This is a genomic window from Alcaligenes sp. SJTW-7 (assembly GCF_047716895.1).
GTDB lineage: Bacteria > Pseudomonadota > Gammaproteobacteria > Burkholderiales > Burkholderiaceae_B > Alcaligenes > Alcaligenes ammonioxydans.
On the sequence record NZ_CP136682.1, the window covers coordinates 3,553,897 to 3,578,004 of the forward strand.

At 57.3% G+C, this 24,108-nt stretch carries 24 protein-coding genes; 11 read left to right on the forward strand and 13 right to left on the reverse strand.

Going from position 1 to position 24,108, the window contains the following annotated elements; all coding sequences use genetic code 11:
* Window positions 1–135: 135 nt before the first annotated feature.
* Both ycaC and RSQ48_RS16115 read right to left on the reverse strand, forming a co-directional pair.
* Window positions 136–762, reverse strand: coding sequence for an isochorismate family cysteine hydrolase YcaC (ycaC, locus tag RSQ48_RS16110; protein WP_240209097.1), 627 nt, complete (start codon window positions 760–762; stop codon window positions 136–138).
* 156 nt (window positions 763–918) lie between these two features.
* Window positions 919–1,797, reverse strand: coding sequence for a pirin family protein (locus RSQ48_RS16115; protein WP_003805643.1), 879 nt, complete (start codon window positions 1,795–1,797; stop codon window positions 919–921).
* A gap of 108 nt (window positions 1,798–1,905) precedes the next feature.
* Between RSQ48_RS16115 and RSQ48_RS16120 the strand changes: the two genes are divergently transcribed.
* The gene (locus RSQ48_RS16120; protein WP_415301988.1) at window positions 1,906–2,811 is read left to right on the forward strand and encodes a LysR family transcriptional regulator; all 906 of its coding nucleotides are present in this window, start codon (window positions 1,906–1,908) and stop codon (window positions 2,809–2,811) included.
* Window positions 2,812–2,931: 120 nt separating this feature from the next.
* Here RSQ48_RS16120 and RSQ48_RS16125 read toward each other — a convergent pair whose 3' ends face one another.
* From RSQ48_RS16125 to glmS, 6 genes are all read right to left on the reverse strand, one after another.
* Window positions 2,932–3,129, reverse strand: a complete 198-nt coding sequence (locus tag RSQ48_RS16125) for a CsbD family protein (RefSeq protein WP_003805639.1) — start codon at window positions 3,127–3,129, stop codon at window positions 2,932–2,934.
* A 54-nt stretch (window positions 3,130–3,183) separates the two neighbouring features.
* Window positions 3,184–3,528: a BON domain-containing protein gene (locus tag RSQ48_RS16130; protein WP_003805637.1), complete on the reverse strand. Its 345-nt coding sequence runs from the start codon at window positions 3,526–3,528 to the stop codon at window positions 3,184–3,186.
* A gap of 470 nt (window positions 3,529–3,998) precedes the next feature.
* A complete protein-coding gene (locus tag RSQ48_RS16135) occupies window positions 3,999–5,816 on the reverse strand; it encodes an NAD(P)/FAD-dependent oxidoreductase (RefSeq protein ID WP_003805635.1) in 1,818 nt (605 codons plus the stop codon).
* Window positions 5,817–5,974: 158 nt separating this feature from the next.
* Window positions 5,975–7,927: a sigma-54-dependent Fis family transcriptional regulator gene (locus RSQ48_RS16140; protein WP_003805634.1), complete on the reverse strand. Its 1,953-nt coding sequence runs from the start codon at window positions 7,925–7,927 to the stop codon at window positions 5,975–5,977.
* Between the two features lie 250 nt (window positions 7,928–8,177).
* Entirely contained in the window at window positions 8,178–8,498 is a 321-nt protein-coding gene (locus tag RSQ48_RS16145) for a DUF6616 family protein (RefSeq protein WP_039944128.1), read from the reverse strand.
* A gap of 526 nt (window positions 8,499–9,024) precedes the next feature.
* Entirely contained in the window at window positions 9,025–10,851 is a 1,827-nt protein-coding gene (glmS, locus tag RSQ48_RS16150; RefSeq protein ID WP_003805630.1) for a glutamine--fructose-6-phosphate transaminase (isomerizing), read from the reverse strand.
* Window positions 10,852–11,052: 201 nt separating this feature from the next.
* Between glmS and RSQ48_RS16155 the strand changes: the two genes are divergently transcribed.
* Entirely contained in the window at window positions 11,053–11,529 is a 477-nt protein-coding gene (locus RSQ48_RS16155) for an Lrp/AsnC family transcriptional regulator (RefSeq protein WP_003805628.1), read from the forward strand.
* 184 nt (window positions 11,530–11,713) lie between these two features.
* Here the strand turns inward: RSQ48_RS16155 and RSQ48_RS16160 are convergent, their stop codons facing one another.
* From RSQ48_RS16160 to RSQ48_RS16175, 4 genes are all read right to left on the reverse strand, one after another.
* Window positions 11,714–12,835: a glycosyltransferase family 4 protein gene (locus RSQ48_RS16160; protein ID WP_415301989.1), complete on the reverse strand. Its 1,122-nt coding sequence runs from the start codon at window positions 12,833–12,835 to the stop codon at window positions 11,714–11,716.
* A 108-nt stretch (window positions 12,836–12,943) separates the two neighbouring features.
* Window positions 12,944–14,314, reverse strand: coding sequence for a bifunctional UDP-N-acetylglucosamine diphosphorylase/glucosamine-1-phosphate N-acetyltransferase GlmU (gene glmU, locus RSQ48_RS16165; protein WP_003805147.1), 1,371 nt, complete (start codon window positions 14,312–14,314; stop codon window positions 12,944–12,946).
* A gap of 26 nt (window positions 14,315–14,340) precedes the next feature.
* On the reverse strand, window positions 14,341–15,222 hold the full coding sequence (locus RSQ48_RS16170; RefSeq protein WP_301606097.1) for a PhaM family polyhydroxyalkanoate granule multifunctional regulatory protein: 882 nt from the start codon (window positions 15,220–15,222) through the stop codon (window positions 14,341–14,343).
* 44 nt (window positions 15,223–15,266) lie between these two features.
* Window positions 15,267–16,094: an NUDIX hydrolase gene (locus RSQ48_RS16175; RefSeq protein ID WP_003805151.1), complete on the reverse strand. Its 828-nt coding sequence runs from the start codon at window positions 16,092–16,094 to the stop codon at window positions 15,267–15,269.
* 275 nt (window positions 16,095–16,369) lie between these two features.
* Between RSQ48_RS16175 and coxB the strand changes: the two genes are divergently transcribed.
* The 5 genes from coxB to RSQ48_RS16200 all read left to right on the forward strand — a co-directional run bounded on the left by coxB (window position 16,370) and on the right by RSQ48_RS16200 (window position 20,496).
* Window positions 16,370–17,530 (forward strand): cytochrome c oxidase subunit II, encoded by a 1,161-nt coding sequence (gene coxB, locus RSQ48_RS16180; RefSeq protein WP_301606100.1) that lies wholly within the window; start codon window positions 16,370–16,372, stop codon window positions 17,528–17,530.
* A gap of 75 nt (window positions 17,531–17,605) precedes the next feature.
* Window positions 17,606–19,213, forward strand: a complete 1,608-nt coding sequence (gene ctaD, locus RSQ48_RS16185) for a cytochrome c oxidase subunit I (protein WP_003805154.1) — start codon at window positions 17,606–17,608, stop codon at window positions 19,211–19,213.
* A gap of 16 nt (window positions 19,214–19,229) precedes the next feature.
* Entirely contained in the window at window positions 19,230–19,343 is a 114-nt protein-coding gene (locus RSQ48_RS16190) for a cytochrome oxidase small assembly protein (protein WP_219235321.1), read from the forward strand.
* Between the two features lies 1 nt (window position 19,344).
* Window positions 19,345–19,569, forward strand: coding sequence for a DUF2970 domain-containing protein (locus RSQ48_RS16195; protein WP_003805158.1), 225 nt, complete (start codon window positions 19,345–19,347; stop codon window positions 19,567–19,569).
* 51 nt (window positions 19,570–19,620) lie between these two features.
* Window positions 19,621–20,496, forward strand: a complete 876-nt coding sequence (locus RSQ48_RS16200) for a cytochrome c oxidase subunit 3 (RefSeq protein ID WP_131071057.1) — start codon at window positions 19,621–19,623, stop codon at window positions 20,494–20,496.
* A 44-nt stretch (window positions 20,497–20,540) separates the two neighbouring features.
* On the opposite strand, the gene RSQ48_RS16205 is transcribed toward RSQ48_RS16200, so the two are convergent.
* A complete protein-coding gene (locus RSQ48_RS16205) occupies window positions 20,541–20,747 on the reverse strand; it encodes a twin transmembrane helix small protein (protein ID WP_003805161.1) in 207 nt (68 codons plus the stop codon).
* A 28-nt stretch (window positions 20,748–20,775) separates the two neighbouring features.
* Between RSQ48_RS16205 and RSQ48_RS16210 the strand changes: the two genes are divergently transcribed.
* From RSQ48_RS16210 to cyoE, 4 genes are read left to right on the forward strand one after another with little or no spacing between them, the layout of a single operon-like run.
* Window positions 20,776–21,558, forward strand: coding sequence for an SURF1 family protein (locus tag RSQ48_RS16210; protein ID WP_131071058.1), 783 nt, complete (start codon window positions 20,776–20,778; stop codon window positions 21,556–21,558).
* A gap of 1 nt (window position 21,559) precedes the next feature.
* Entirely contained in the window at window positions 21,560–22,189 is a 630-nt protein-coding gene (locus tag RSQ48_RS16215) for an SCO family protein (protein WP_415301990.1), read from the forward strand.
* Window positions 22,190–22,193: 4 nt separating this feature from the next.
* Window positions 22,194–23,267: a COX15/CtaA family protein gene (locus tag RSQ48_RS16220; RefSeq protein WP_336579987.1), complete on the forward strand. Its 1,074-nt coding sequence runs from the start codon at window positions 22,194–22,196 to the stop codon at window positions 23,265–23,267.
* Window positions 23,206–24,099, forward strand: coding sequence for a heme o synthase (cyoE, locus tag RSQ48_RS16225; protein ID WP_059318100.1), 894 nt, complete (start codon window positions 23,206–23,208; stop codon window positions 24,097–24,099). The genes RSQ48_RS16220 and cyoE overlap by 62 nt, the downstream gene beginning before the upstream one ends.
* Window positions 24,100–24,108 lie beyond the last annotated feature (9 nt).

The following is a 24,108-nucleotide window of genomic DNA, read 5'->3' on the forward strand; positions in this document are numbered from 1 at the left end:
CTGGTTTTTTACTCCGTTCGTCCGCCTTCCGCCAGTCAAGATGAGCAAATTTTATCCATGTCTGCCTGCTCCTCGCGGGCGACGAAAACGAAAGAAATGCTGCCCATCAAGCTGGGCAGCAGGGCAAACAAACGCTTACTTGCCAGAAGTAAACTTGCTGTGACTGTGGATCAGATTGCGATAGTCAGGAATATGGGCAGAGAACAAGGCACCCAGACCTTCCACATCGTTACGCCAATCGCGGTGTAGCTCGCAGGCCACCCCAAACCAGGTCATCAACTGCGCGCCAGCCGCCGACATGCGATCCCACGCTGAGTGGCGGGTAATTTCATTGAATGTCCCCGAGGCGTCAGTTACCACAAACACATCAAACCCGGCTTCCAGGGCCGACAGGGCCGGAAATGCCACGCACACTTCCGTGACAACTCCCGCAATAATCAGTTGCTTCTTGCCGCTTGCCTCGATAGCCTTGACGAACTCGTCGTTGTCCCAGGCGTTGATCTGACCAGGACGTGCGATGTAAGGCGCATCGGGAAAAATTTCTTTCAGTTCGGGAACCAAGGGGCCATTAGGGCCTTCTTCAAAGCTGGTAGTCAAAATCGTGGGCAGCTTGAAGTACTTGGCCAGATCAGCCAAAGCCAGCACATTGTTCTTGAACTTGTCCGGATCAATATCACGGACCAGAGACAGCAGCCCGGTTTGGTGATCGACCAGTAATACAGCGGCCTGGTCTTTATCAAGACGTTTATAAGGCGTAGTCATTTCAGTTCTCCTTAAGAATGAGTAAGAAAGGGTGGGTGCCAATCCGGCACCCGGCACGGCTAAAGCGCTTCTGGGAAATCGCGCTGCAAAAACAAAGCGTTGAGCTGTTTCAACCCAGCCAGTGAGAGCGGACCGGCCCGCCTTCACCGACCAGCCTTAGGAAGTCGCGCCAGAAGGCATGGAGCCAAAGCGGCCATTGTTAAAATCGTCCATCGCCTGCAAGATTTCCTGCTGGCTATTCATGACAAACGGCCCATGACCCACGATGGGCTCATCAATCGGTTGACCACTGATCAGCAAGACCACAGCATCGTTATTGGCTTCCACCATGAACTGGCTACCGGCGCGATCCAGCACTACCAATTGCCCTTCACGCGCCACACTTTGCCCATTGACCAGCACCGTGCCATGCAGGACCACCAAGGCGGCCGTCCAGCCTTGCGGACTTTCCAGCTCGACAATCCCCCCCTGATTCAGGCGCAAATCCCATACATTCATGGGGGTGAAGGTTCTGGCAGGGCCTGTAGCGCCGTCTTTTTCACCGGCAATAATGCGCACCTTGCCGGCAGCATCGGGCAGAGGCACGACAGGGATCTGCTTGTCAGTAATAGCCTGATAACCGGCAGGCGTGCCTTTGTCTTTGGCTGGCAGGTTGACCCACAACTGCACCATCTCCAAGGTGCCGCCCGAACGGGCAAAGGCATCAGAGTGGTACTCCTCGTGCAAGATGCCCGAACCCGCCGTCATCCACTGCACATCGCCCGGTCCGATCGTGCCCCCCTGGCCGGTGGAGTCGTGGTGCGACACTTCCCCCTTGTAGACGATGGTGACCGTTTCAAACCCCCGGTGCGGATGCTGACCTACACCGCGCTTGTGCTCGCTGGGCGCGAACTCGGCCGGGCCGGCATAGTCAAGCAACAGAAAAGGACTCAGCTGTTTTGCGTGCGTGTGGTACGAAAACAGGGAGCGAACGGGAAAGCCGTCGCCCACCCAATGGGGACGGGGCGCACTATAAATACCAAGAATGTTCTTCATGTCCATCTCCTTGTTTCAACATAGGAGACAGAATAAACTCGGAACGATGAAGTCAGTAGCCCCCTAAAACGGTCATCTCTGTTCCATTTATGGAACGATAAAAGCGCTATGCACGATTTAAATGACTTGTACTTTTATGTTCAGATTGTGGATCACGGCGGCTTTGCCCCGGCCGGTCGCGCACTGGGCTTGCCCAAATCCACCCTGAGCCGCCGACTGGCCGCTTTGGAAGAGCGCCTGGGGGTTCGGCTGATACAACGTTCTACCCGGCGCTTTACGGTGACCGAAATCGGCCAGACCTATTACGAACACTGCAAGGCCATGCTGGTAGAGGCTGAAGCGGCACAAGCCGCCATTGAAATGACGCATGACGAGCCACGTGGCGTGGTACGTCTCAGTTGCCCCATCACCTTGCTGAACGCGCATGTCAGCACGATGTTGGCTGATTTCATGGTCCGCTATCCGCATGTGACGGTTCAGCTGGAGGCCACCAACCGGAAGGTGGATCTCATCGGAGAAGCACTGGATATCGCAATCCGCGTCCGCCCCCCGCCCCTGCAGGACAGTGATCTGGTGATGCGTGTTTTATCCGATCGTAGCCAATGTCTGACAGCCAGCCCGGCGCTGATTGCCCGTTACGGAATGCCCGGTTCGCCGGCGGATCTGGCCGACTATCCCAGCCTGGGCCTGGGTGTGCCTCAGCAAACCCATACCTGGACCTTGTTCGGACCCAATGGAGCGCAAGCCGTACTGCACCACACACCCCGTCTGATCACGACGGACATGACCGCCCTGCGCGCCGCGGCCCTGGCTGGAGTGGGAATCGTCCAACTGCCTACACTGGTGGTTTGCGATCAATTGGCACAAGGCGCTTTAGTCAAACTGATCCCGGACTGGGCGCCGCGCCGCGAGATCATTCATGCGGTGTTTTCCTCGCGCCGTGGTCAAATGCCCGCCGTACGGGCCCTGCTGGACTATCTGGTCGAACGCTACCAAGCCATGGACGAGGACTAAGCGCCATTCTGAGCCTGGCAGGTTTAGAAACCCGGTCATGGAGTGTGCGATCGGTTTCAGAAAACAAAAACGCCCTGCATATGCAGGGCGTTTTCTCTGAACGGGCCATCAAGCCGGGGATCAGATGCCGCGATTAAAATCGTGAACCTGCTTTTCAGCCTCTTCACGTGCAATACCGTAGCGCTCCTGAATCTTACCGACCAGATACTCGGTATTGCCCTCGGCAACATCCATATCGTCATTGGTCAGCTTGCCCCATTTCGCCTGGATTTTACCAGTCAGCTGCTTCCATTTGCCTTTGATCGTATCTTCATTCATAGTCGTTCTCCTATTTACAAAGGAATTTCATTACAGAGATTGATCAGGGAATAATTATTCCGGCTTCACTTTCAATCCCGACGAGTCGACTTTCACAACACCTTTCACGCTTTCGGTGGCTGCCACCGCTTTTTTAAGCTCGATTTCGCTAGGCACGGTACCGGTCAATGTTGCAACCCCGTTATTGGTCTCAACAGAGATATCCGTGCTCTTCAAATCCTTGGTACTGGCCAGATCAGCCTTGATCTTGGTGGTAATCCAGGTATCGCTGACGGCTTCGCCCGCTGTTGCGGAATGATCCTGATTAACGGCAGGCTCATTAGCCAGTGCGCCGCCTTGCAGGCCAAAACTCAAAGCCGAGGCCATTAGAAAACTGGATAGGATGGCGGATTTTTTCATAGATTTTCTCCAATATCAGAAAGAGTATTTTTAGAATTAAAAATTCCCTTATCCCTGCTATTAAAAGGAGTCCAATTCAATCAACAAAAATTTCGTTGTTTGCAATGGATGGTTCCACCGTAACATTCCCGACCAGGGCGACAACTACGAAATGCTACAAGCAATTTCCTTATAATAATTTCCCTTCAAATTGCTCAAGGCAGCTTCTTCGACCTGAATAAGCAGATGTCCCTGACCCTGTTTTTCTGACCCTGTACCAGTTGGCCCCAAACCGCCCTACCCGGCATCGAGACTGGTTTTCACGTAGGGGACAACGTTGACCAGAAGGCTGTTCGCACGAGCAATAATTTACCCAAGGGCCGGGACGACCACAGACCCTGTCCTGCCCATGAAGAGGCAAGACAGGGCGGATACATAAGGTAAGAAATTTAGCAGTGCCACTAACAAACGCGACACCGTGAGCCGGTCAATTACCGCAAATGATGCACTTGCTGCAGCCCATAGACCTGCACCGGCAAACCCGCTTGACGCGCTTTCAGCTGCAAGGCCAGATATTGTGAGTAATGCCGCGACTGATGCAGGTTGCCGCCGTGAAACCACAGATTTGGCTGCTGGGTGGGTTTCCACATATTGCGCTGCTCGCCCTCCCATGGCCCCGGATCTTTCGTGGTTTCCGAACCCAGGCCCCAGCATTTACCCACCCGGTCCGCCATTTCCTGGCCGGCCAGATCCGCTACCCAGCCGTTCATGGAACCGTAGCCCGTGGCGTACACCACCAGATCCGCAGGCAATTGCGTGCCGTCTGTCAGTACCACAGCGTTCTCGGTCAGATGGCTGATGTCGGTCCGGGATTTCAGCTTGATGCTGCCGTCGATGATCAGCTCGCAAGCGCCTACGTCGATGTAGTAGCCCGAAGCACGTCGCAGGTATTTCATGAACAAGCCCGAACCATCGTCACCCCAATCCAGCATGAAGCCTGCCGCCTCCAGCTTCTGGTAGAACTCTGCATCACGCTCGCGGATCTTGTCGTACACAGGAATCTGGAAGTCCGCCATGATGCGATAGGGCAGGGACGCAAAGAGCAAGTCTGCCTTGCGCGTGGTGACTCCCGAAGCCAGCGCCCGTTCAGAATACAGATCTCCCAAGCCGATCTCCATCAAGGAGTCGGATCGCACAATATGGGTGGACGAACGTTGCACCATGGTGACGTCCGCCCCCGCCTCCCACAACGCCGCGCAAATATCGTGCGCCGAGTTATTGGCCCCGATCACGACTACTTTCTTGCCCGCATACGCTTGCGGCCCAGGGTGCTGCGAGGAGTGCTGCTGCTCACCCTTGAACACCTCCTGTCCCTTGATACTGGGCACATTCGCCTTGCCGGACATGCCCGTGGCAAAGACCAGTTGCTGTGGCCGTAGCGTCATGGGCTTGCCATCACGCTCGATCTCCACTTCCCAGGTCTGGCTGGGCTCGTCGTAGCGCACCTTCTTGCACACGGTGCTGCTCCAGTAATTCAGCTCCATCACCTTGACGTACATTTCCAGCCAGTCGCCAATCTTGTCCTTGGGCGCAAAGACAGGCCAGTTGTCGGGGAAAGGCATATAAGGCAGGTGGTCGTACCAGACGGGGTCATGCAGGCACAGAGACTTGTAACGCTTGCGCCAGCTATCGCCGGGTCGAGCATGTTGATCAATGATGAGCGTGGGCACATTCAACTGCCGCAAACGTGCGCCCAGGGCAATGCCGCCCTGTCCGCCCCCAATGATCAATACATAGGGCTGTTCAGACGTACCTAATGTTGCCTGCTCCTGTTGACGACGCTCCTGCCAGGTCTGACGGCCGCGCCGGATGCCGTGCTCGGCCCCCATGGGACGACGCACGCCTAACGGCTCCTCATAGCCTTTCAATTCAGACATGGTGGTCAGAAAGGTCCAGATCTTGCCGTCCTTGACGCGAATATGGCCATAGCCACGCGCCACATCGGTTTCCACATGGAACCAGCCCTCCACCAGACCTTGGCCATCGTCACTGACCGGCTCGGCACTGTCGCGCTCGAACCTGGCTGACACGGCACCTTGTTGCTGCTGCGTCAGCATGTCGCGGATCTGATCGCGCCCCTCCATGGTTCGGATATTCCAGGTGAACATGACCAGATCACGCCAAAAGCATTCTTCGGCAAACAGGGCTGCCGCATCGTCCGGTGCATTGCTGGCAAGCGCATGGGTCAACTGGTCAAGAACCGTGTCCAACTGTTGCGCAGACGGCTGCAGTTGCTGCTGTGTTTGCATGATTTGTCTCCATATCGTTTTAATGATGCGCCGGGCTTTTGCTGCCCAGCTATGGAATACATAGCAAACACCGTGCCAAACCGGGAACGGCTTGTTTTAAAGGGGTATCGCTTGTTTTAAAGCGGTGAAACTGTGCCAGTGGTGACACAGGTGGTGCATCAGGTGTCGCAGCCTGTGTCAGGGGCCGAGTCTTGCTGAGTCAGACCTGCTCGTTTGATATAACGATGCAAGGTGGACCGGCTGATTCCAAGCTGCCGCGCTGCCGCACTGACATTACCGTCGCAGGCCTGCAAAACCTGCCGCCAGGAGGGTTCCCCGGCGCAGATAACTGACGTCGGGCTACTTGTAGATGTGGCCAGACGCCGCTCGCGCAACGCCTCTGGTAAATCCTGTACCTCAATGCAGGAACCTTCCGCCAAGGCCAGTGCCAGCACCAGCGCATTGTCCAGTTCGCGCAAATTACCTGGCCACTCATACGCTTGCAACGCTTGCCAGGCCTCGGGAGACAAGCCGGGTACATCGCCTTTGTTACGCCGATGCAATATCTGCTGCACCAGCCACTCCAGATCACTGCGCTGACGCAAGGCAGGCAGGGTCAACACCGCCGCATTCAAGCGATACAGCAAATCCGCACGGAAGCGGCCTTGCTCTACCAGGGCGCTTAAATCATGGTGGCTGGCTGAAATCACGCGCAGGTCCACGCGCTTGCTTGTGCGTGCGCCCAAGGGCATGACCTCGGACTCGGCCAGCACTCGCAGCAAACGACTTTGCAAAGCCAGCGGCATGTCGCCAATCTCGTCCAGGAATAGAGTGCCTCCATCAGCCGCCTCGATCAAACCCGTGCGACCTCGTGCAGCACCGCCGGTATACGTGCCAGCTAAATAGCCGAACAATTCGCTTTCAATCAGACTCTCGGGCAAGGCCGCACAATTGACGGCCACAAAACTCCCGCGACGACCACTAGCCGTGTGAATCGCACGGGCCAGATATTCTTTGCCCGAACCCGTCTCGCCCTGCAACAGTACCGGCATTTCCCGCGTTGCCAAACGGGCAGCTTTCAGCAGCATGGACTGCATGGCCGCATCCGTGCCTGCCAAGCCTCGCAATGCCTGTGGCAAGGCCGCATCCACGGCTGCCCCATCCATCCCCACAGACCGATTGTTCAATACACGCCTGGGCTCAATGGCATGGGCAAACAGCACACTCCCATCCCGGGCCATGACGACTCGCTCCTGCGTGGGGCGATAGCGCATCAAGGTCGGTAACTGATCCACTTCCAGATGCAGAAAGCGCATCAAACTCTGCCCCAGCAAATCCGCAGGATTACGCCAGTCCACCCCCGCTGCCCGCGCCAGAATTCGGGCACCCGTATGCGTCATGCCCTTGATACGGCCAGAGCCATCAATCGCAATAGCCGCTTCCGGATCAATATCCAGAAACTCCGGCGACTGCGACAAACATAGAATCCATTCCTGACGGTGGCAGGCCATCAAATTAGCCAATTCAATACGACGGGTCGCCGCATTGGCAAGGTGCAGGGCCAAGCCCTGGCTGGCCTTGGCCTCCGGCGACTGCAACAAGGACAAATCCAGTACTGCGGCCAGCTTGCCGTCATAGTGATAGATAGGCGCCGCCGTGCAGGATAAAGGCGCATGCATATGATCGAAATGATCATTTTGATGAATGGTCAGGGCCTCGCCCGTGTGCAGGCAAGTGCCCACCGCGCACGTTCCCGCACGCTCTTCAGACCATTCCGAGCCCATATACAGGCCGGCCTGCCGCAAGGCATCGCGCTGGCCTTCCGAACCCAGAAAATCCACCGTAACGCCCTTGTTATCGGACAACAGCAGTACGTAATTGAGCCCGGACACCTGTTGATAAAGACGCTCCAGCCCGGAGCGCGCAATATTGATCAGGGCTTCGGACTGTTGACGGTGCTCACGCAGCTGGGAATCGGGCACGATATAGGCCTCGCAAGCCTGTGCCGGGTCCAGCCTGTGATGCTCAATACACCGCCGCCAGCTATGGACCACAGCCTGATCGCGCCGGGACAGGCTGCCCTGCCAAACAGCCGTGATCTCTTGGACGTGTGCCACATGTGAAGACTGCATAGTTGCGCTCATCCCGAAAACAGACCACCCCCGGGCGGGCGCGGCCTCTCTTCCAGTGTGCCGCCATGCTTAGCTGCCGTACATGGAGGTTTTCCTTGAGATGCGGTGCAGCAAATGAAGTGATTGCCTTCCTTTCTTTCCCGATCAAGCCATCAGTGGCATGGGCTCGTAACCAGGCTCCATGCCTACACCATATAAATAGCCAGCACCGAGGGCCGGAAAAATAAGCAACTCGTGCCCTACCACTCCATCAAACATTCGCCAGATCAAGCAGGTGTTGAGCAAACTCACCCTGCGCGCCCGCCGCGTTTATGTGATCGAAGTACTCATACCAACCGCTGGCTTGGATACCCGCCAGCAGAGCCTGGCAAGCCCGCTGATCCGGGAAGCGCCACACACCCATAAAGTGATGGCTGCTGGCTTGATCGATATGAGGCTCCGTAACGCTCAGGGTCAGAACCTCAATACCCTGGCTGGATAAACCAGCCATTGCCTCTTGCAGCCCGGCCAGAAAGTGTTGGCGCTGCTGCCCAGACATCGCTTTCCAAGACCTGCTCGCTAAGCTGAGCAGACAACACGACGCGGATGCATTACCACCCCAGCATCAGCACCTGCACACGCATCCGGGGCAAAGACTTTTCACGCTCGTAACTCTGAGCGCCAACCATTTAGTTAGATTACTAATCTTGTAGTTTGATTATAAATCCCGCAAGCAATTCAAAGCTGTGAAAAAGCCCGAATTCAGCTTTACGCCCAATCCGGGCCTTGAGTCTCACCTTGTCAGCCTGTACGACACCTTACAGCTTCCCCCGTGCATTCCTTGTAAACGAGATACGTCCCAGACACTGTTTGATCTTTTTGACTTTGCCGTGACTCACATCCTTCCGGAACACGTGCAAGGTATGTTCTGCCGGGATATAGACCCTGTTGTCAGGGGGCAGAGCCAGATCCATTATTTACAGCGGCTTAGCGGTAAAGCCTACTCTCACTCATGAGGCATGTTTCTCGATAAAAACCGACCACAAACGGCCATCCGAAACGAAATACCAAAAGAGCCGCCGCAGCGGCTCTTCATTTTTGGCACCTTGAATCAAGGTTTATTCGACGGTCACACTCTTGGCCAGATTACGTGGCTTATCCACGTCCGTGCCGCGCGAGCAAGCCGTGTGATAGGCCAGCAATTGCAGGGTCACGGTGTGCAGGATAGGGGACAGTTTGCCGTAGTGCTCTGGCATACGGATTACATGCACACGTTCACTGCTGCCGATACGGGTATCGGCGTCGGCAAACACATACAGCTCACCCCCACGAGCATGGACTTCTTCAATATTGGATTTCAGCTTTTCCAGCAACTCATCGCGTGGAGCGATAGTGACCACGGGCATGGCTTCGGTGACCAGGGCCAGCGGGCCATGTTTCAGTTCACCAGCCGGATAGCCTTCAGCGTGGATGTAGCTGATTTCTTTCAGCTTCAGCGCACCTTCCATGGCGATGGGGTAATGCATGCCACGGCCCAGGAACAAGGCGTTTTCCTTGCTGGCAAAACGGTCCGCCCAGGCCATGATTTGCGGCTCCAGAGCCAGCACGGCCGCGATAGCGGTAGGCAAGTGACGCAAGGCTTTCAGGTAGTCGCCTTCCTGCTCCTGATTCAGGTGGCCCTTGACCTGCGCCAGTGCGATGGTCAACAGAAACAAGGCCGTCAGCTGAGTCGTGAAGGCTTTGGTGGAAGCCACGCCAATTTCAACGCCAGCACGAGTGATATAGGACAGCTTGCACTCGCGCACCATGGCACTGGTGGCGACGTTGCAGATGGTCAAGGTCTGCTCCATGCCCAGACTGCGGGCATGCTTCAAGGCAGCCAGCGTGTCAGCCGTTTCGCCGGACTGGGAAATAGTCACGACCAGCGTGCGGGGATTAGGAACGCTGTCGCGGTAGCGGTATTCGCTGGCAATTTCCACGTTGACGGGGATTTTGGCCAGCGATTCGATCCAGTAACGAGCAGTCAGACCAGCATAGTAGCTGGTGCCACAAGCCAGAATCAGCACATTGTCAATGTCCTGGAACACCTTGTAGGCCTGATCGCCAAACAGCTCGGGGGTGACGCTTTCGATATCTTGCAAGGTGTCACCCACCGCGCGGGGCTGCTCAAAGATCTCCTTTTGCATAAAGTGACGATAGGGGCCCAATTCAGCCGCAGCGGTGTGCAAATGAACGGTGTGGACGGGACGGTCTACAGAGCGCCCCTCCTTGTCCATGATCCATACTTTACTGATTTGCAGATCAATCACGTCACCGTCTTCCAGATAAATGATCTGATCGGTCGTTCCGGCCAGTGCCAGCGCATCCGAGGCCAGAAAGTTCTCGTTCTGACCCACACCCACCACCAGGGGCGAGCCGTGGCGCGCGCCCACCACACGGTGCGGTTCATCCTGACAGAACACCGCAATCGCATAAGCGCCGGTCAAACGGCGAATAACCTGCTGCACAGCCTCGAACAGATCACCGTTGTACAGGTGGTCAATCAGGTGAGCGATCACTTCGGTGTCGGTCTGGCTCTCGAACACATAGCCTATGGCTTGCAGCTCGGCGCGCAGCTCGTCGTGGTTTTCAATGATGCCGTTATGCACCAGCGCAATGCGGGCCTTACCTTTGCCCGAAAAATGCGGGTGTGCATTATGAGTAGCCGGCGCGCCATGGGTTGCCCAACGGGTATGAGCAATACCGGTAAAGCCTTGCAGATGGTCTGCCTTAACCTGTTCTTGCAGCTCGGCCACGCGCTGAGTACTGCGCGCCCGCAACAACTGGCCCTGCGCATGAACAGCAACGCCACAAGAATCGTAGCCCCGGTACTCCAGACGTTTCAGACCTTCCAGCAGCACGGGAACAATATCGCGTTGCGCCACAGCGCCAACAATTCCACACATAGCCAACTCCTGTTCATGGCCCCTTTCGGTCGGCCGACTAATCAATGCAATCTGCTTATTCTGATCTGAAACACATAAAATTTTATGTCTATTTTTCTTTTGAAATGAATTAAAATTTCACTTAATAATAAAAACAAAATAAATAAATAAAAATTCTGATTTTCTGGAATTTTATTTCAATACGATTAGATAAACATTGTCATGATTGAACTAGACGAGCTGGATTTACGCATTCTGGAGCAGCTGCAAAATGATGCTTCCATCAGCAATCAGGAACTGGCTTTGCTCGTGCATGCCTCTCCCCCAACCTGTTTGCGGCGAGTGCGTCGTTTAAGTGAACAAGGGGTGATTCGCAGGCAGGTCGCCTTGCTGGACCCGGAGCAACTGGGCTCCAGTTTGACGGCGATTGTGGAGATTACGCTGGACCGTCAGGGTGAAGAATATTTGCAGCAGTTCGAGCGCCTGATGGCCCCCGAAGCGGCGGTGACGCAGTGCTATCGCGTCTCAACCGGGGTGGATTTCATTGTGATTTTGCAAGTCAGCGATATGACGGCCTATCACAAGCTGGCTCATGCCCTGTTCACCAGCCAGGCGAACATACGTAATATCCGCAGTTTTTTTTCCATTCATCAGGCCAAATTCGAAACACGTGTACCGTTGCCTGCACCCAAAATCTGAGCCAGACCAAGTTTTAGAGCCGAAACGCCACCAGCCGTGAATAAGATACGAACGGCGGGCGATGGCGATGGCGATGGCGATGGCGATGGCGATGGCGATGGCGATGGCAGGTATTAAAACATGCGTCAGGACCCGCACAAGCGCAGCGTGTGGAACGCGCAAAAACCGCGTGAATCAGCCGCGCTCAGGTTTGCACACGTTGCAGTACCAGTTGTTGATACAAACGCAAATAACGCTGCACCATAACGGCAGGGTCATGCTCCTGCTGCACCCAGCGTTGCGCCAGCGCGGCTTGTTGACGCGCTGCTGCCGGATTGCTCAAGGTGTCATCCAAAGCCTGAGCAATAGCCTGTGCGTCCCCGACCGCACATAACTTCCCACGTCCATTACCCAGCAACTCCGTCAAGCCGCCCGCCATCGTGGCAGTGACCGGCACGCCATACACGAACGCATCCAGCACACTGGACCCGAGCGCTTCATGCCGGGAACTGAGGACAAAGCCATCCATCAGACGGTAAGCCTGTTCGGGGCGGGCTTCAAAACCGCTCAGCTTATAGCAAGACTCCAGACCTAATTGCGCAATCAAATCCTGTGCCACCGCGGACTCGGAGCCGGGCGCACCAAAATGCAGAAACACAAAGTCCTGGCGACGCTGAGACAGGGCGTGAACCGCCCGAATCAGGGTCAAGGGGTCCTTCTCGGCCGACAATGCGGCCATCGTCCCCAGAACACGCAGTCCATTTGGGTTCCAGCGCTGACGCAAGTGGTTCACATAGGCCTCATCCGACGCCACATACTCAATGGCGCTGGGAATCACCTCGACAGACAAACCCAGACGTCGCGGCTCTGCCGCCGCTGCCTGGCTGATGGCAACCAGCCGGTCCGCCTTGCGCCATTTCCAGCGCGTCCGGCGCTCTTTCACGCTCAAGGGACTGTTTGACTGTCGCCCACCACTACGTTGTTCGATACGTTTGCGGTCAACGGGAAAAGCCGTGCGCCGTGTAAAAACAAGCCGCTTGGGCAGCCAGAAATGCAATAAGGCCAGCCAGCTCATGCAGGACGCGGTTTGGGAATGGACGATGTCAAAACCACGTCCATGCACCAGCAGATAGCGCAGCGCGGCACCCACAGAGGCGCATTCCACCACACTCAACCCCTGTTCCTTGGCCCGAGCAGCCAGTGCTTCACCGCGCCGGGCCAAGAGGCTGACCTGATGGCCTGCCTGCTGCATCTGCTGGACGCTCAGCAAGGTTTGCCGTTCGCCACCGCGCCAACCGCGCTCGAAATTAAGCTGCAAAATGCGCATGGCATTGATCCAGGGTCAATCCGTTGGAGCCGGGTATGCCCGACGTACGCCTTGCCTCCCTGCCCTTGTCAGGCAAAGCCAGGGAGGTCAAAGATAGGCTGACACCCATCAGGACTTACGAACGGGGCGCTTCCAGCCGGACACGCTGCGCTGTTCCGAACGCGACAAGGTCAGTTGATCATCCGGCGCATTGCGCACCAGGGTCGTACCCGCGCCAATTGTTGCGCCTCGGCCTACGGTCACCGGAGCCACCAACTGCGTATCCGAACCGATGAAGGCATCGTCACCAATCACGGTACGGAATTTGTTCACGCCGTCGTAATTGCAGGTGATGGTGCCTGCACCAATGTTCACGCGCTGGCCCACATCGGCATCACCGATATAGGCCAGATGATTGGCCTTGGAGCCCTCGCCCAGCTGGGTGTTCTTGATTTCCACGAAGTTGCCCACGTGGGTGCGATTGGCCAGAACAGCACCAGGACGCAGGCGGGCGTAAGGGCCGATACGGGCGTCTTCGCCTACCTGGGCTTGCTGCAGATGGCTGAAGGCCTCGATCTGGGTACCGGCGCCGATAGTCACGTCACGCAGCACGCTGTGCGGGCCCACGCGCACGCCATCCTGCAGCACAACCTTGCCTTCAAACACGCAACCCACATCAATGAACACATCACGACCGCATTCCAGGGTGCCGCGCACATCGAAGCGAGCCGGGTCAGCCAGTGTCACGCCTTTTTCCAGCAAGCGACGAGCCTGCTCGGCTTGCCACAAGCGTTCCAGTTCGGCTTGTTGAATACGGCTGTTCACCCCCAGGGTTTCCCACCCAGCCGCCGGCTGGGCCGCCTGCACCGACACGCCATCGGCCACCGCCAAGGCGATGATGTCGGTCAGGTAATACTCGCCCTGAGCGTTATCATTCGTAATACGGGTCAACCAGTCTTTCAGACGGGCCGTAGGAGCAACCAGAATACCGGTATTCACTTCTTTTACGGCACGTTCAGCTTCATTGGCATCCTTGTGTTCCACAATACGCTGCACGGAACCGTCCGCACCCCGAATGATGCGACCGTAGCCGGTGGAATCGGCCAGTGTTTCAGTCAACACGGCCACGCCTTGGCCACGTGCCTGCAGCAAGCGGCGCAAGGTGTCGGCCTGAACCAGAGGGACGTCGCCGTATAGCACCAGAGTGGCATCATCGTCCTTATCGCCACCGACTAGCTCCGGCACAGCCTGTTGCACCGCATGACCCGTACCGTGCTGGGGTTGCTGCAGGGCAAAGGCCAGCTCGGCCTGGGCGAAGGTTTGCTGAACGCGCTCGGCGCCATGACCTACCACGACCACAACTTTTTCCGGCTCCAATTCACGTGCGCTGTCGAGCACGTGGGCCAGCATGGATTTGCCGGCGATAGGATGCAGTACTTTGGGCAGGTCAGACTGCATACGCTTGCCCATGCCTGCTGCCAGAATCACGATATTAAGCATAAAAATTTACCTACTAGGTTGGTCGATCAGTTCTTTTTGGTACTGCGTGTAGTGCTGCGCGTGGCGGTTTTTTTAGCCGCCGTTTTGGTGGCCACCTTGGCCGCGCTTTTAGTGGCTGCTTTCGCGGACGGTTTTACGGTCCTGGCCGCGGCCGGAGCACTGGTTTTGGCAGAAGTATGGGCATTGGCAGCCGCCGGTTTAGCGGGCTTTGACGAACCAGCCGCTTTAGCCTTGCTTGCCTGCTGACGATAGTTTTCCACCTGCTGCATCGAGGCAGCGGTAGCCGTGGCCATGGCATCAAACTGCTGTTGCAACATGTTCCACCAGGCTTGGGCAGCGGGATTGCCTGCACCTGCGTCGGCGTCCTGCTGAGCGCCAGGCTGTTTGTCGCCGGGGCTGTTCTGGCTGGCAGCCGCTTCAGACTGGGGCGGCGAGGACGGTGACGGCATGGATGCAGGCTGCGCTGCCGTGTGCGAACCAGTCTCAGGTGGGCAGGCCTGCGCCTTGGCCTCTGCCACACTGCTCGCTACTCCCGCCGCTCCCGCAGCCAGAGGATTAAAAGCCATGAAGGCCTCAAAGGGATTTTTCCCGCCAGCCGCCTGCGTCCCTTGCTGGGCCATGGTCTTGATGGCCGCCAGGGTGGAGCGCTGAATCTCCAGGCCCTGAATGGTGGTGCTCAACATGGACAGGTTTAACTGCAACCAGCTTTCCACGGCACGCAAGTCACGAATGCGGCGGTCCAGATCATCGGGGGACAGACTGGGCATCATGCCCGAGCTCACGTCACCTGCCCCACCGCCTGCCATGTTTTTCCAGGCTTGGGCCATCATGTCCATGCTACGTAGCAAGGGGTTGTTGCTGCCGCCCAGGGCATTGAAATCAGGTATACCAAAAGGATTCGGGTTCATGCTTAGCTCCCATGGGGTTGATGGCTGCCCGGCGTATCCCAGGCTCAGGCCAGCTGTTCCAGATGCTGCTTGATGCTGTCAATCAGCACCACTTGCGCTTCCAGGGTGAACATGTCTGCTTCTATCATTTGCCAGGCTTCATCCAGCGTCAATAAGCGAAATTCACTAACCTCGCCGTCCATATTGCAGGGCCGTACCTCGTCAGCCAGCACGCAGTCACTGACCAGGGCATTTTCCACCTGATAGCCTTCAGGCAGCCGACGGTGCATGCGCAAGGACACACGCAAAGGGCTGCTATGGGCCAGCACCGACTCTGGCAAACCAGCCTCTTCGTAGCTTTCACGAATCAGGGATGACTGCAGCGACTCTCCACTGACCGCCAATCCGCCCACCAGCGTATCCCACATGTTCGGGTCTGTGGATTTGGTTGGGGAACGGCGCGCGGCCCAGATACGGCCATCCGTGGACCAGCCATTCAAATGCACTGCCTGCGTGAGAAACCCCAAGGGCCGCACCGCACCACGCTCAATACGGGACAGGCATTGCCCTTCACCGACCACATCCAGCAGCTCATCACGCCAGGCCCGGATGCAGCCGCCTTCCTGCAAACGCAAGGCAACCTGATCCAGGACCTGAGCCAGGCTCAGGTCCTGGCTCGGGCAATCGCTCAGACGCAAGACATCCTCTTCAATCGTCACCCCCGGCAGGGGCTCAATGCAACGGGCGGCCTTGGGCGTGATCCAGCCGGCAACACGCCCGTCAACCGTGACTGGGCGGCTGCCCGGCGGGGGCAGTTGTTGCAACTGACTGGTCAGGCTGAGCATGCGCTGTCGCAGGGCCTGAGTAAGCGATCGGTTTTGGAACAAAGTCATAGTCGGCGATTGTAATTCAAGCCTTGACCCATTACGGCTTTTGTAGCGTTTAGTCCAACCTTGTCTTCTAGGGACATACCCTGCCCTTGAAGGCTAAAGCAAGTTCTATATAATTTCCGTGAACAGATAAGCGACTAAAAACTTCGAGCGGGCCAGCACTTAGCTGCTACAAGCCCGCCACTGCAACACCGCAGTTTCTTCCAGCGTTGGATTTTTCGGAGCGTTGACGCAGCCGAACCCCGGTTTGGCATGGCAACACCAAAAGAGGGACAACAATGAAGATGTGGAGAAGTTTATTTGCTCTGACCGCCTGTTCGATGGCAGGTCCTAGCCTGGCTCAGACCACCAATATGGAAGGTGGACCCCGTGTCAATCAGCTCAATTTGCCCAATGGGGTCACCCCCATAGCCCAGGACATCGCCTGGCTGCACTGGATGATGCTGATTATCTGTACCATCATCTTCATTGGCGTGTTCGGCGTGATGTTCTACTCCATCATCCGGCACCGCAAGTCCAAGGGCGCCATTGCGGCACGCTTTCACGAGCATCTGGGTGTCGAGGTTGCCTGGACAGTCATTCCCTTTTTGATTGTGATCGGCATGGCCCTGCCCGCCACCAAAACCGTGGTGGCCATGAAAGACACCAGCAGTGCGGATCTGACCGTCAAGGTCACCGGCTATCAGTGGAAATGGGGCTACGAATATCTGGACGGCCCAGCCAGCGGCGTCAAATACCTGTCCAACCTGTCCACCCCCCGTGCCCAGATCGAAGGACGCGAGCCCATCGGGCCCAACTATTTGATGGAAGTAGACAAGCCCCTGGTCGTTCCTGTGAACAAGAAAGTGCGTGTCATGCTGACCGCAGAAGACGTCATTCACTCGTGGATGGTGCCCGAATTCGGTGTCAAGCAAGACGCCATTCCCGGCTTTTTGCGTGATACCTGGTTCCGTGCAGACAAGGTGGGTATTTACCGTGGCCAATGTGCCGAGCTGTGCGGCAAGGACCACGCCTATATGCCCATCGTCGTGCAAGTGATGGAGCAGGATGATTACAACCGGTGGGCCAAAGAGCAGACCGACCTGCTCACTGCCCAGGCCGATGACCCCAACAAGGACTGGAGCAAAGACGAGCTGATCGAACGTGGTCAACAAGTCTTTGCGCAAAACTGCGTCGCGTGTCACCAGGCCAATGGCAAAGGCGTACCCGGCACCTTCCCGGCGTTGGAGGGCAACACGAAGTTTGTGCTCGCTCCCATGAAAGGTCAGATAGACACCGTGCTCAATGGCCATCCCGGCACGGCTATGGCTGCCTTTCGCGATCAGCTCAATGATGTGCAGATTGCCGCGGTCATCACCTACACACGCAACGCCTGGGGCAACGCAGACAAAGGGCCGGACCCTGTCGTCACGCCCGCCGACGTCAAGGCACAGCGCTGATTTAGCGCCCGTCGCCCATCACACCATCAATCTATCCCTGACTACGGCCAGGGGGAGTGCAGCAAGGAGTCAAGCATGAGTAGCGTCACCGTCGACCATGTAGCGAACCCGAGCGGACATGAGGATCACCATCATGCCCATGCCACCCCTAGCGGCTGGCGTCGCTGGTTATTCGCCACCAACCACAAAGACATCGGGACCATGTACCTGATCTTCTCGTTTGTGATGTTGCTCGAAGGCGGCGTGCTGGCTCTGCTGCTGCGGACCGAACTATTTCAGCCCGGTCTCCAGTTTTTCCGGCCCGAGCTGTTCAATCAGTTCACCACCATGCACGGCCTGATCATGATTTTCGGCGCGATCATGCCGGCCTTTGTGGGCTTTGCCAACTGGATGATTCCGCTGCAGATTGGTGCTTCGGACATGGCCTTTGCCCGCATGAACAACTTTAGCTTCTGGCTTTTGCCAGTCGGCGCGATCCTGTTCACTGCTTCATTCTTTGTACCTGGCGGCGCCCCGGCCGGCGGCTGGACCATGTATGCCCCCCTGTCCTTGCAAATGGGTCCAGGCATGGACTTCACCATTTTTGCAGTCCACATTCTGGGGGCATCGTCCATCATGGGGGCCATCAATATTGTGGTGACGGTCCTGAACATGCGCGCCCCCGGCATGACCCTGATGAAAATGCCGCTGTTTTGCTGGACCTGGCTGATTACCGCTTATCTGCTGATTGCCGTCATGCCCGTACTGGCCGCAGCCGTGACCATGCTGCTGACCGATCGCCACTTTGGCACCCATTTCTTTAACGCGGCCGGCGGCGGCGACCCGGTTCTGTACCAGCACATCTTCTGGTTCTTTGGCCACCCCGAGGTCTACATCATGATCTTGCCGGCCTTCGGGATTGTGTCGGCCATTGTTCCGGCCTTCTCGCGCAAACCCTTGTTCGGCTATGCCTCCATGGTGTATGCCACGGCCGCCATCGCCATCTTGTCGTTTCTGGTGTGGGCTCACCACATGTTCACCACCGGAATGCCCGTGACCGGGCAACTGTATTTCATGTACGCCACTATGTTGATCTCCATCCCTACCGGGGTGAAGATCTTTAACTGGGTGGCTACCATGTGGCGTGGCTCGCTGTCCTTTGAAACGCCCATGCTGTTTGCCATCGGCTTTATCTTCGTGTTCACGATTGGCGGTTTTACAGGCCTGATCCTGGCCGTGGCGCCGATTGATATTGCGGTCCACGACACCTATTACGTAGTGGCTCATTTTCACTATGTGCTGGTTGCCGGATCGCTGTTTGCCTTGTTTGGCGGCGCCTACTACTGGCTGCCCAAGTGGACGGGCCGCATGTACAACGAACGCCTGGGCAAGATTCATTTCTGGTCCACCATGATCTCGTTCAACGTGACCTTCTTTCCCATGCATTTTCTGGGTCTGGCGGGCATGCCGCGTCGTTATGTGGACTACGCTGGCCAATTCACGGACTTTCACCAGATTGCCACCATTGGCGCCTTCTGGTTTGGGCTGTCGCAACTGCTGCTGATCTACATCGTGATTCAGGCGGCTCGCGGCAAAGGCGAAGCGGCCAGTGCCAAGCCCTGGGAAGGCGCGGAGGGGCTGGAGTGGACCGTTCCCTCGCCCGCACCGCATCACACGTTTGAAATCCCCCCTGTCGTCAAATGAGCTGGAGGAACGCCCTATGACTCCCGAACAACGCCGTCGCAACCGCCGTCTGGGACTGCTCCTGGCTGCGTTCGTCATTGCCATCATGGCCTGGACCTTTCTGAAAGGCAGTCAATTTTTAGGACAGTGATATGGATGACGATTTTCGGGACCTCACACGGCGCAAGCTCAGCTTTTTCCAGACCTTGAAAGCCATTGCCTGGGGTTTTTTTGGAGTCCGTCGTGGTCGCGACCATGAACAGGACATTGCCAAGATCAATCCGGTCTATCTGATTATTGCCGCCTTGATCGCCACGGTTGTTTTCGTTGTGGGCCTGATTATGGTGGCCCGCTGGTTCATTGGTCAGGCCAGCTGAACCCTGGCCGAAGACGGCGCCCCCCGGGCACCTGACCCGAAGGAGAACACTATGCATGTCGAGACTACGGCTCACCCGTCCAAGGCGCCGTATTACTACGTCCCCGGCTTGTCGGGACATCCGGTACGCGCCAGTCTTTCTCTGTGCCTGACACTACTGGGGGCGGCGACCTGGATCAATGACTGGCCAGGTGGCTTCTGGGTGTTTCTGGTCGGGATTCTCAGCTTCTTGCTGGTCCTGTATTTCTGGTTCAGTGATGCCATACGCGAATCCGAAACTGGCCTGAACAGTGCCCGTGTCGATGTCTCCTACCGCTGGAGCATGTCTTGGTTCATCTTTTCAGAAGTCATGTTTTTTGCGGCTTTTTTCGGGGCTCTTTGGTATACCCGTGAAATTGCCACCCCCCTGTTAAGTGACCTGGATCACCGCGCCCTGCTCTGGCCCGACTTCACGGGCACCTGGCCCAACCAGGGCCCGGCAGGCACCATTGCCCCCTTTCAGACCGTAGGCCCACTGTGGCTGCCCACCATCAACACGACCCTGCTGCTGACCTCGGGCGTGACGCTGACCATTGCTCATCATGCCTTGCGTGCCAGCAAGCGCAGCAGCGCGATTTTCTGGTTGTTCATGACCGTTGCCCTGGGGGTTGCGTTTGTGGCCTGCCAGGCATACGAATACCTGCACGCCTACGCTGAGCTGAACCTGAAGTTCACCTCCGGCGCCTACGGGGCCTTGTTCTACATGTTGACGGGCTTTCACGGGTTTCACGTGATTATCGGCGCCACCATGCTAACGGTGATGCTGATACGGTTGATACGCGGTCACTTTACTGCCGAGCATCATTTTGGCTTTGAGGGTGCCGCCTGGTACTGGCACTTTGTGGACGTGGTCTGGCTGGGTCTGTATCTGTACGTGTACTGGTTCTAGCAATGCATGCACCAGGCCTGTCTGTACGGGCCTGGTGTGTTCTTTCATGCCAAGGGTACGCCAGTGCTTTCAATCCAGCCCAGATAATGGGCCAGCAAGACAAACAGGAACAGGGCCACGGACAAACCCACACGCCAGGTCAGGGCATAAGCCATACGACTGGAATTGCCCCGGTCCCGCATCAGGTACACCAAGGCAGACCCCAACGAAACAATAATCCCCAGAAACACGATCAGGACTAGCACACGCATTACGTCTCCCCCGCTTCAGGTTGAATGGATGTCCAGCAACAATTCTCGTTCTTCTTCGACTCGTCCTCTGCTTGCCCTGCTCTGTCTGGGTTTGCTGATGCTGCTGTTCATGAACCTGGGACGCTGGCAATTGAGCCGCGCACAGGAGCGTCAAAACCTGGCACAACAAATCGCTCAAGGCCGCCAGCAAGCCCCTTTGCACATCGATTCCAAAGCCAGCCTGGACAAAGGCGCTTTGTGGCAGTCGGTCGCCGTGCACGGCTCCTGGCGCAGTGAGTTAACTGTACTCCTGGATAATCGCAATTTCAAAGGTAAGCCGGGCTACTGGGTGGCGACTCCTTTTGTACTGGATGAAGGCGATCTGACGGGCTCCAGTCTGCTGGTGCTACGCGGATGGCTGCCGCGCGAACCTGGTCAAGCCCCCGAGGTCCCACCTGCCCCCACTGGCTCCCAAACCCTTGTCGGCGAACTGCTGGAACGAGTGCCGCGTCTGTTCGAATTGGGCAACAGCCCCCTGCCCGAGCAGTTGCCCACCTCGTCGCGCACACCACCTGTCGTGCAAAACCTGAGCCTGGAGCAGTTGCGCAGCCGCATTGACGTGCCGTTGCTGCCGCGTGTACTGGCCCAGACCGCGCCCGCCTCCTCGCTGCAAACCCAATGGCCCGACCCCAATATCGATTTTGAGAAAAACCGCGGCTACGCCCTGCAATGGTTCGGCTTTGCCCTGATTGCCCTGTGTGCCTGGATCGGTGTAGCGTGGAAATGGCTGCGACGCTCCAGGCCCCATTTCGCCTCTACAAGGAAGACCTGACGTGGACACGACTCAAGCCCCTGCCCGCCCGCGTTCCCTGACTCCGCTGTACCTGCTGCTGGCGGTCAGCCTGGCACCCGTGCTGTTTGCACTGGCCGCCTATTACATTCCGGCCTTGGGACTGCGACCTGCTGAAAGCAATGCCTATGGTCAGTTGATCGAGCCACAACGCAGCGTGCCTGCGCAAGCCTTATTGCCGCTGCAGACGCTGGATGGTCAGGCCTTTGATCTGCAATCGCTGCGCGGCCGCTGGGTGCTGGTCAGTGCCGATGACAGCGCCTGTCCCGAAAGTTGCGTGCGCAAGCTGTTCATCCTGCGCAACTCCCACGCCAGCCAGGGCAAGAACGTGGATCGACTGGCCCGCGTCTGGTTTGTGACCGACTCCGGCCAACCCTCCGAGCAAATTCTGGAGGCTTATAAAGGCACCCACATGCTACGGGCCGACCCACAGCAACTGGCCCCGTTTCTGGCACCTGGCGCCCCAGGCCAGGCCCCCGAGCAAGCCGTCAAAAACGGCATGTGGATCATCGACCCCAATGGCAACCTGATGATGGCCTTTCCCGGTGATGCCGACCCACTCAAGGTTCGTACCGATATACGCAAACTGCTGAACAATTCACGCATCGGATAAACGCATGACCGATATCCGCCATCGCTACCGCAAGCTGGTCTACCTGACCTGGTTTCTGACCCTGGACCTGATCATGTTCGGCGCCTTTGTGCGCCTGACCGATTCCGGCCTGGGCTGCCCGGACTGGCCTGGCTGCTATGGCAAGCTCACGCCGCTGGGCGCAGGTGCACATATCGAACAAGCTTATCAAGCCATGCCCTATGGCCCAGTCAGCTGGGGCAAGGCGTGGATCGAGATGATTCACCGTTATGTAGGCGCGGCCTTGGGCATGCTGATTATTGCCATCGTCTGGATGGCTTGGCGACATCGTCACGCCCTGGGGCACTCCGCCCGGCTGGCTCTGTTCACCTTGCTGGCGGTGTGCGTGCAAGGAGCATTTGGCGCCTGGACGGTTACCCACAAGCTAATGCCCCTTATCGTCACCACCCATTTGCTGGGCGGCATGAGCGTACTGGCCTTGATGACCTGGCTGGCTGCCCGCGAGAATCCTGGCCCACCTGTCTTGTCGTCCACCCGTCGTTGGCGACCCTGGCTGATCGGTGCCTTTCTCCTTCTGACCATTCAGATTGGGCTGGGCGGCTGGGTCAGCACCAATTACGCGGCACTGGCCTGCATGGACTTTCCGCAATGCCACGGCCAATGGATTCCCGACATGGACCTGCACGGCGGATTTTCACTGTTTCGTGCGCTGGGCGAGCTGCCATCCGGTGAAATGATTTCCCAGGCCGCACTGACTGCCATTCACTGGGTTCATCGCAATATGGCCTTTCTTGTCTTTCTGGTTCTGGGATCGGTCGCCTGGAAATTGCGCGCCGATCCTGTCTTGCGTCGCCCCGCCACCGGGGTGCTGTTGCTCTTGCTGGCCCAGCTCGTCACGGGGTTAACCACGATCTTTTTTCAATGGCCTCTTTTGATTGCCGTCCTGCATAATGGGGGAGCTGCCGGTCTCGTTTTATGCTGCGTCACCCTGTTGGTACGGCTTTCCCGCAAGTCGACTGTCCCCCAAGGAATACAGTATGACAAACACCGCCACCCTGGCTCCCGCCTCGCTCCTGCGCCAATATCTGGTACTGACTAAACCGCGCGTCACCCAGTTGGCTGTTTTCTGTGCCGTTATCGGCATGTTTCTGGCTGCTCCCGGCCTGCCCGATCCCGGCACAGTCGTAGCCGGCACACTGGGCATATGGATGTTGGCTGCCGCCGCCTTTGCCATCAACTGCCTGATCGAAAGCCAGATTGATGCCCGCATGCTGCGCACTGCCCGTCGCGGTACTGCCCGCGGCACCATTACCCCACCTCAAGTCCTGGCCATGTCCGGTTTGCTGGGTGGCATAGGCATGCTGGTGCTGTATTACTGGGTGAATCCGCTGACCATGTGGCTGACCTTGGCCACCTTCATCGGTTACGCGGTGATTTATACCGTGATCCTCAAACCCCTGACCCCACAAAACATCGTGATCGGCGGTTTGTCCGGTGCCATGCCCCCCGCTCTGGGGTGGGCAGCGATTGCCAACGCCGTACCGGCAGAAGCCTGGCTGCTGGTGCTGATTATCTTCATCTGGACGCCCCCCCACTTCTGGGCATTGGCCTTGTATCGCCAGCACGACTACCAGCGTTCGGGGCTGCCCATGCTGCCCGTCACCCACGGCAAGACTTTTACGACGCTGCATGTGCTGCTCTACAGCTACATCCTGATGGCCTCCAGCCTGCTGCCCTTCGTCATCCGCATGAGCGGCGTGCTGTATCTGGTGGCTGCCATCGTGCTGGGCGCACGTTTCATTCAATATGCCCATCAACTGCACCGCAACTACAGCGATGAACTGTCCCGCAAGCTGTTCCGCTTCTCCATTATTTATCTGGCGGTTCTGTTTGGGGCCTTGCTGATAGATCATTGGGTGCGGCTTATTTAACCGTCCGCC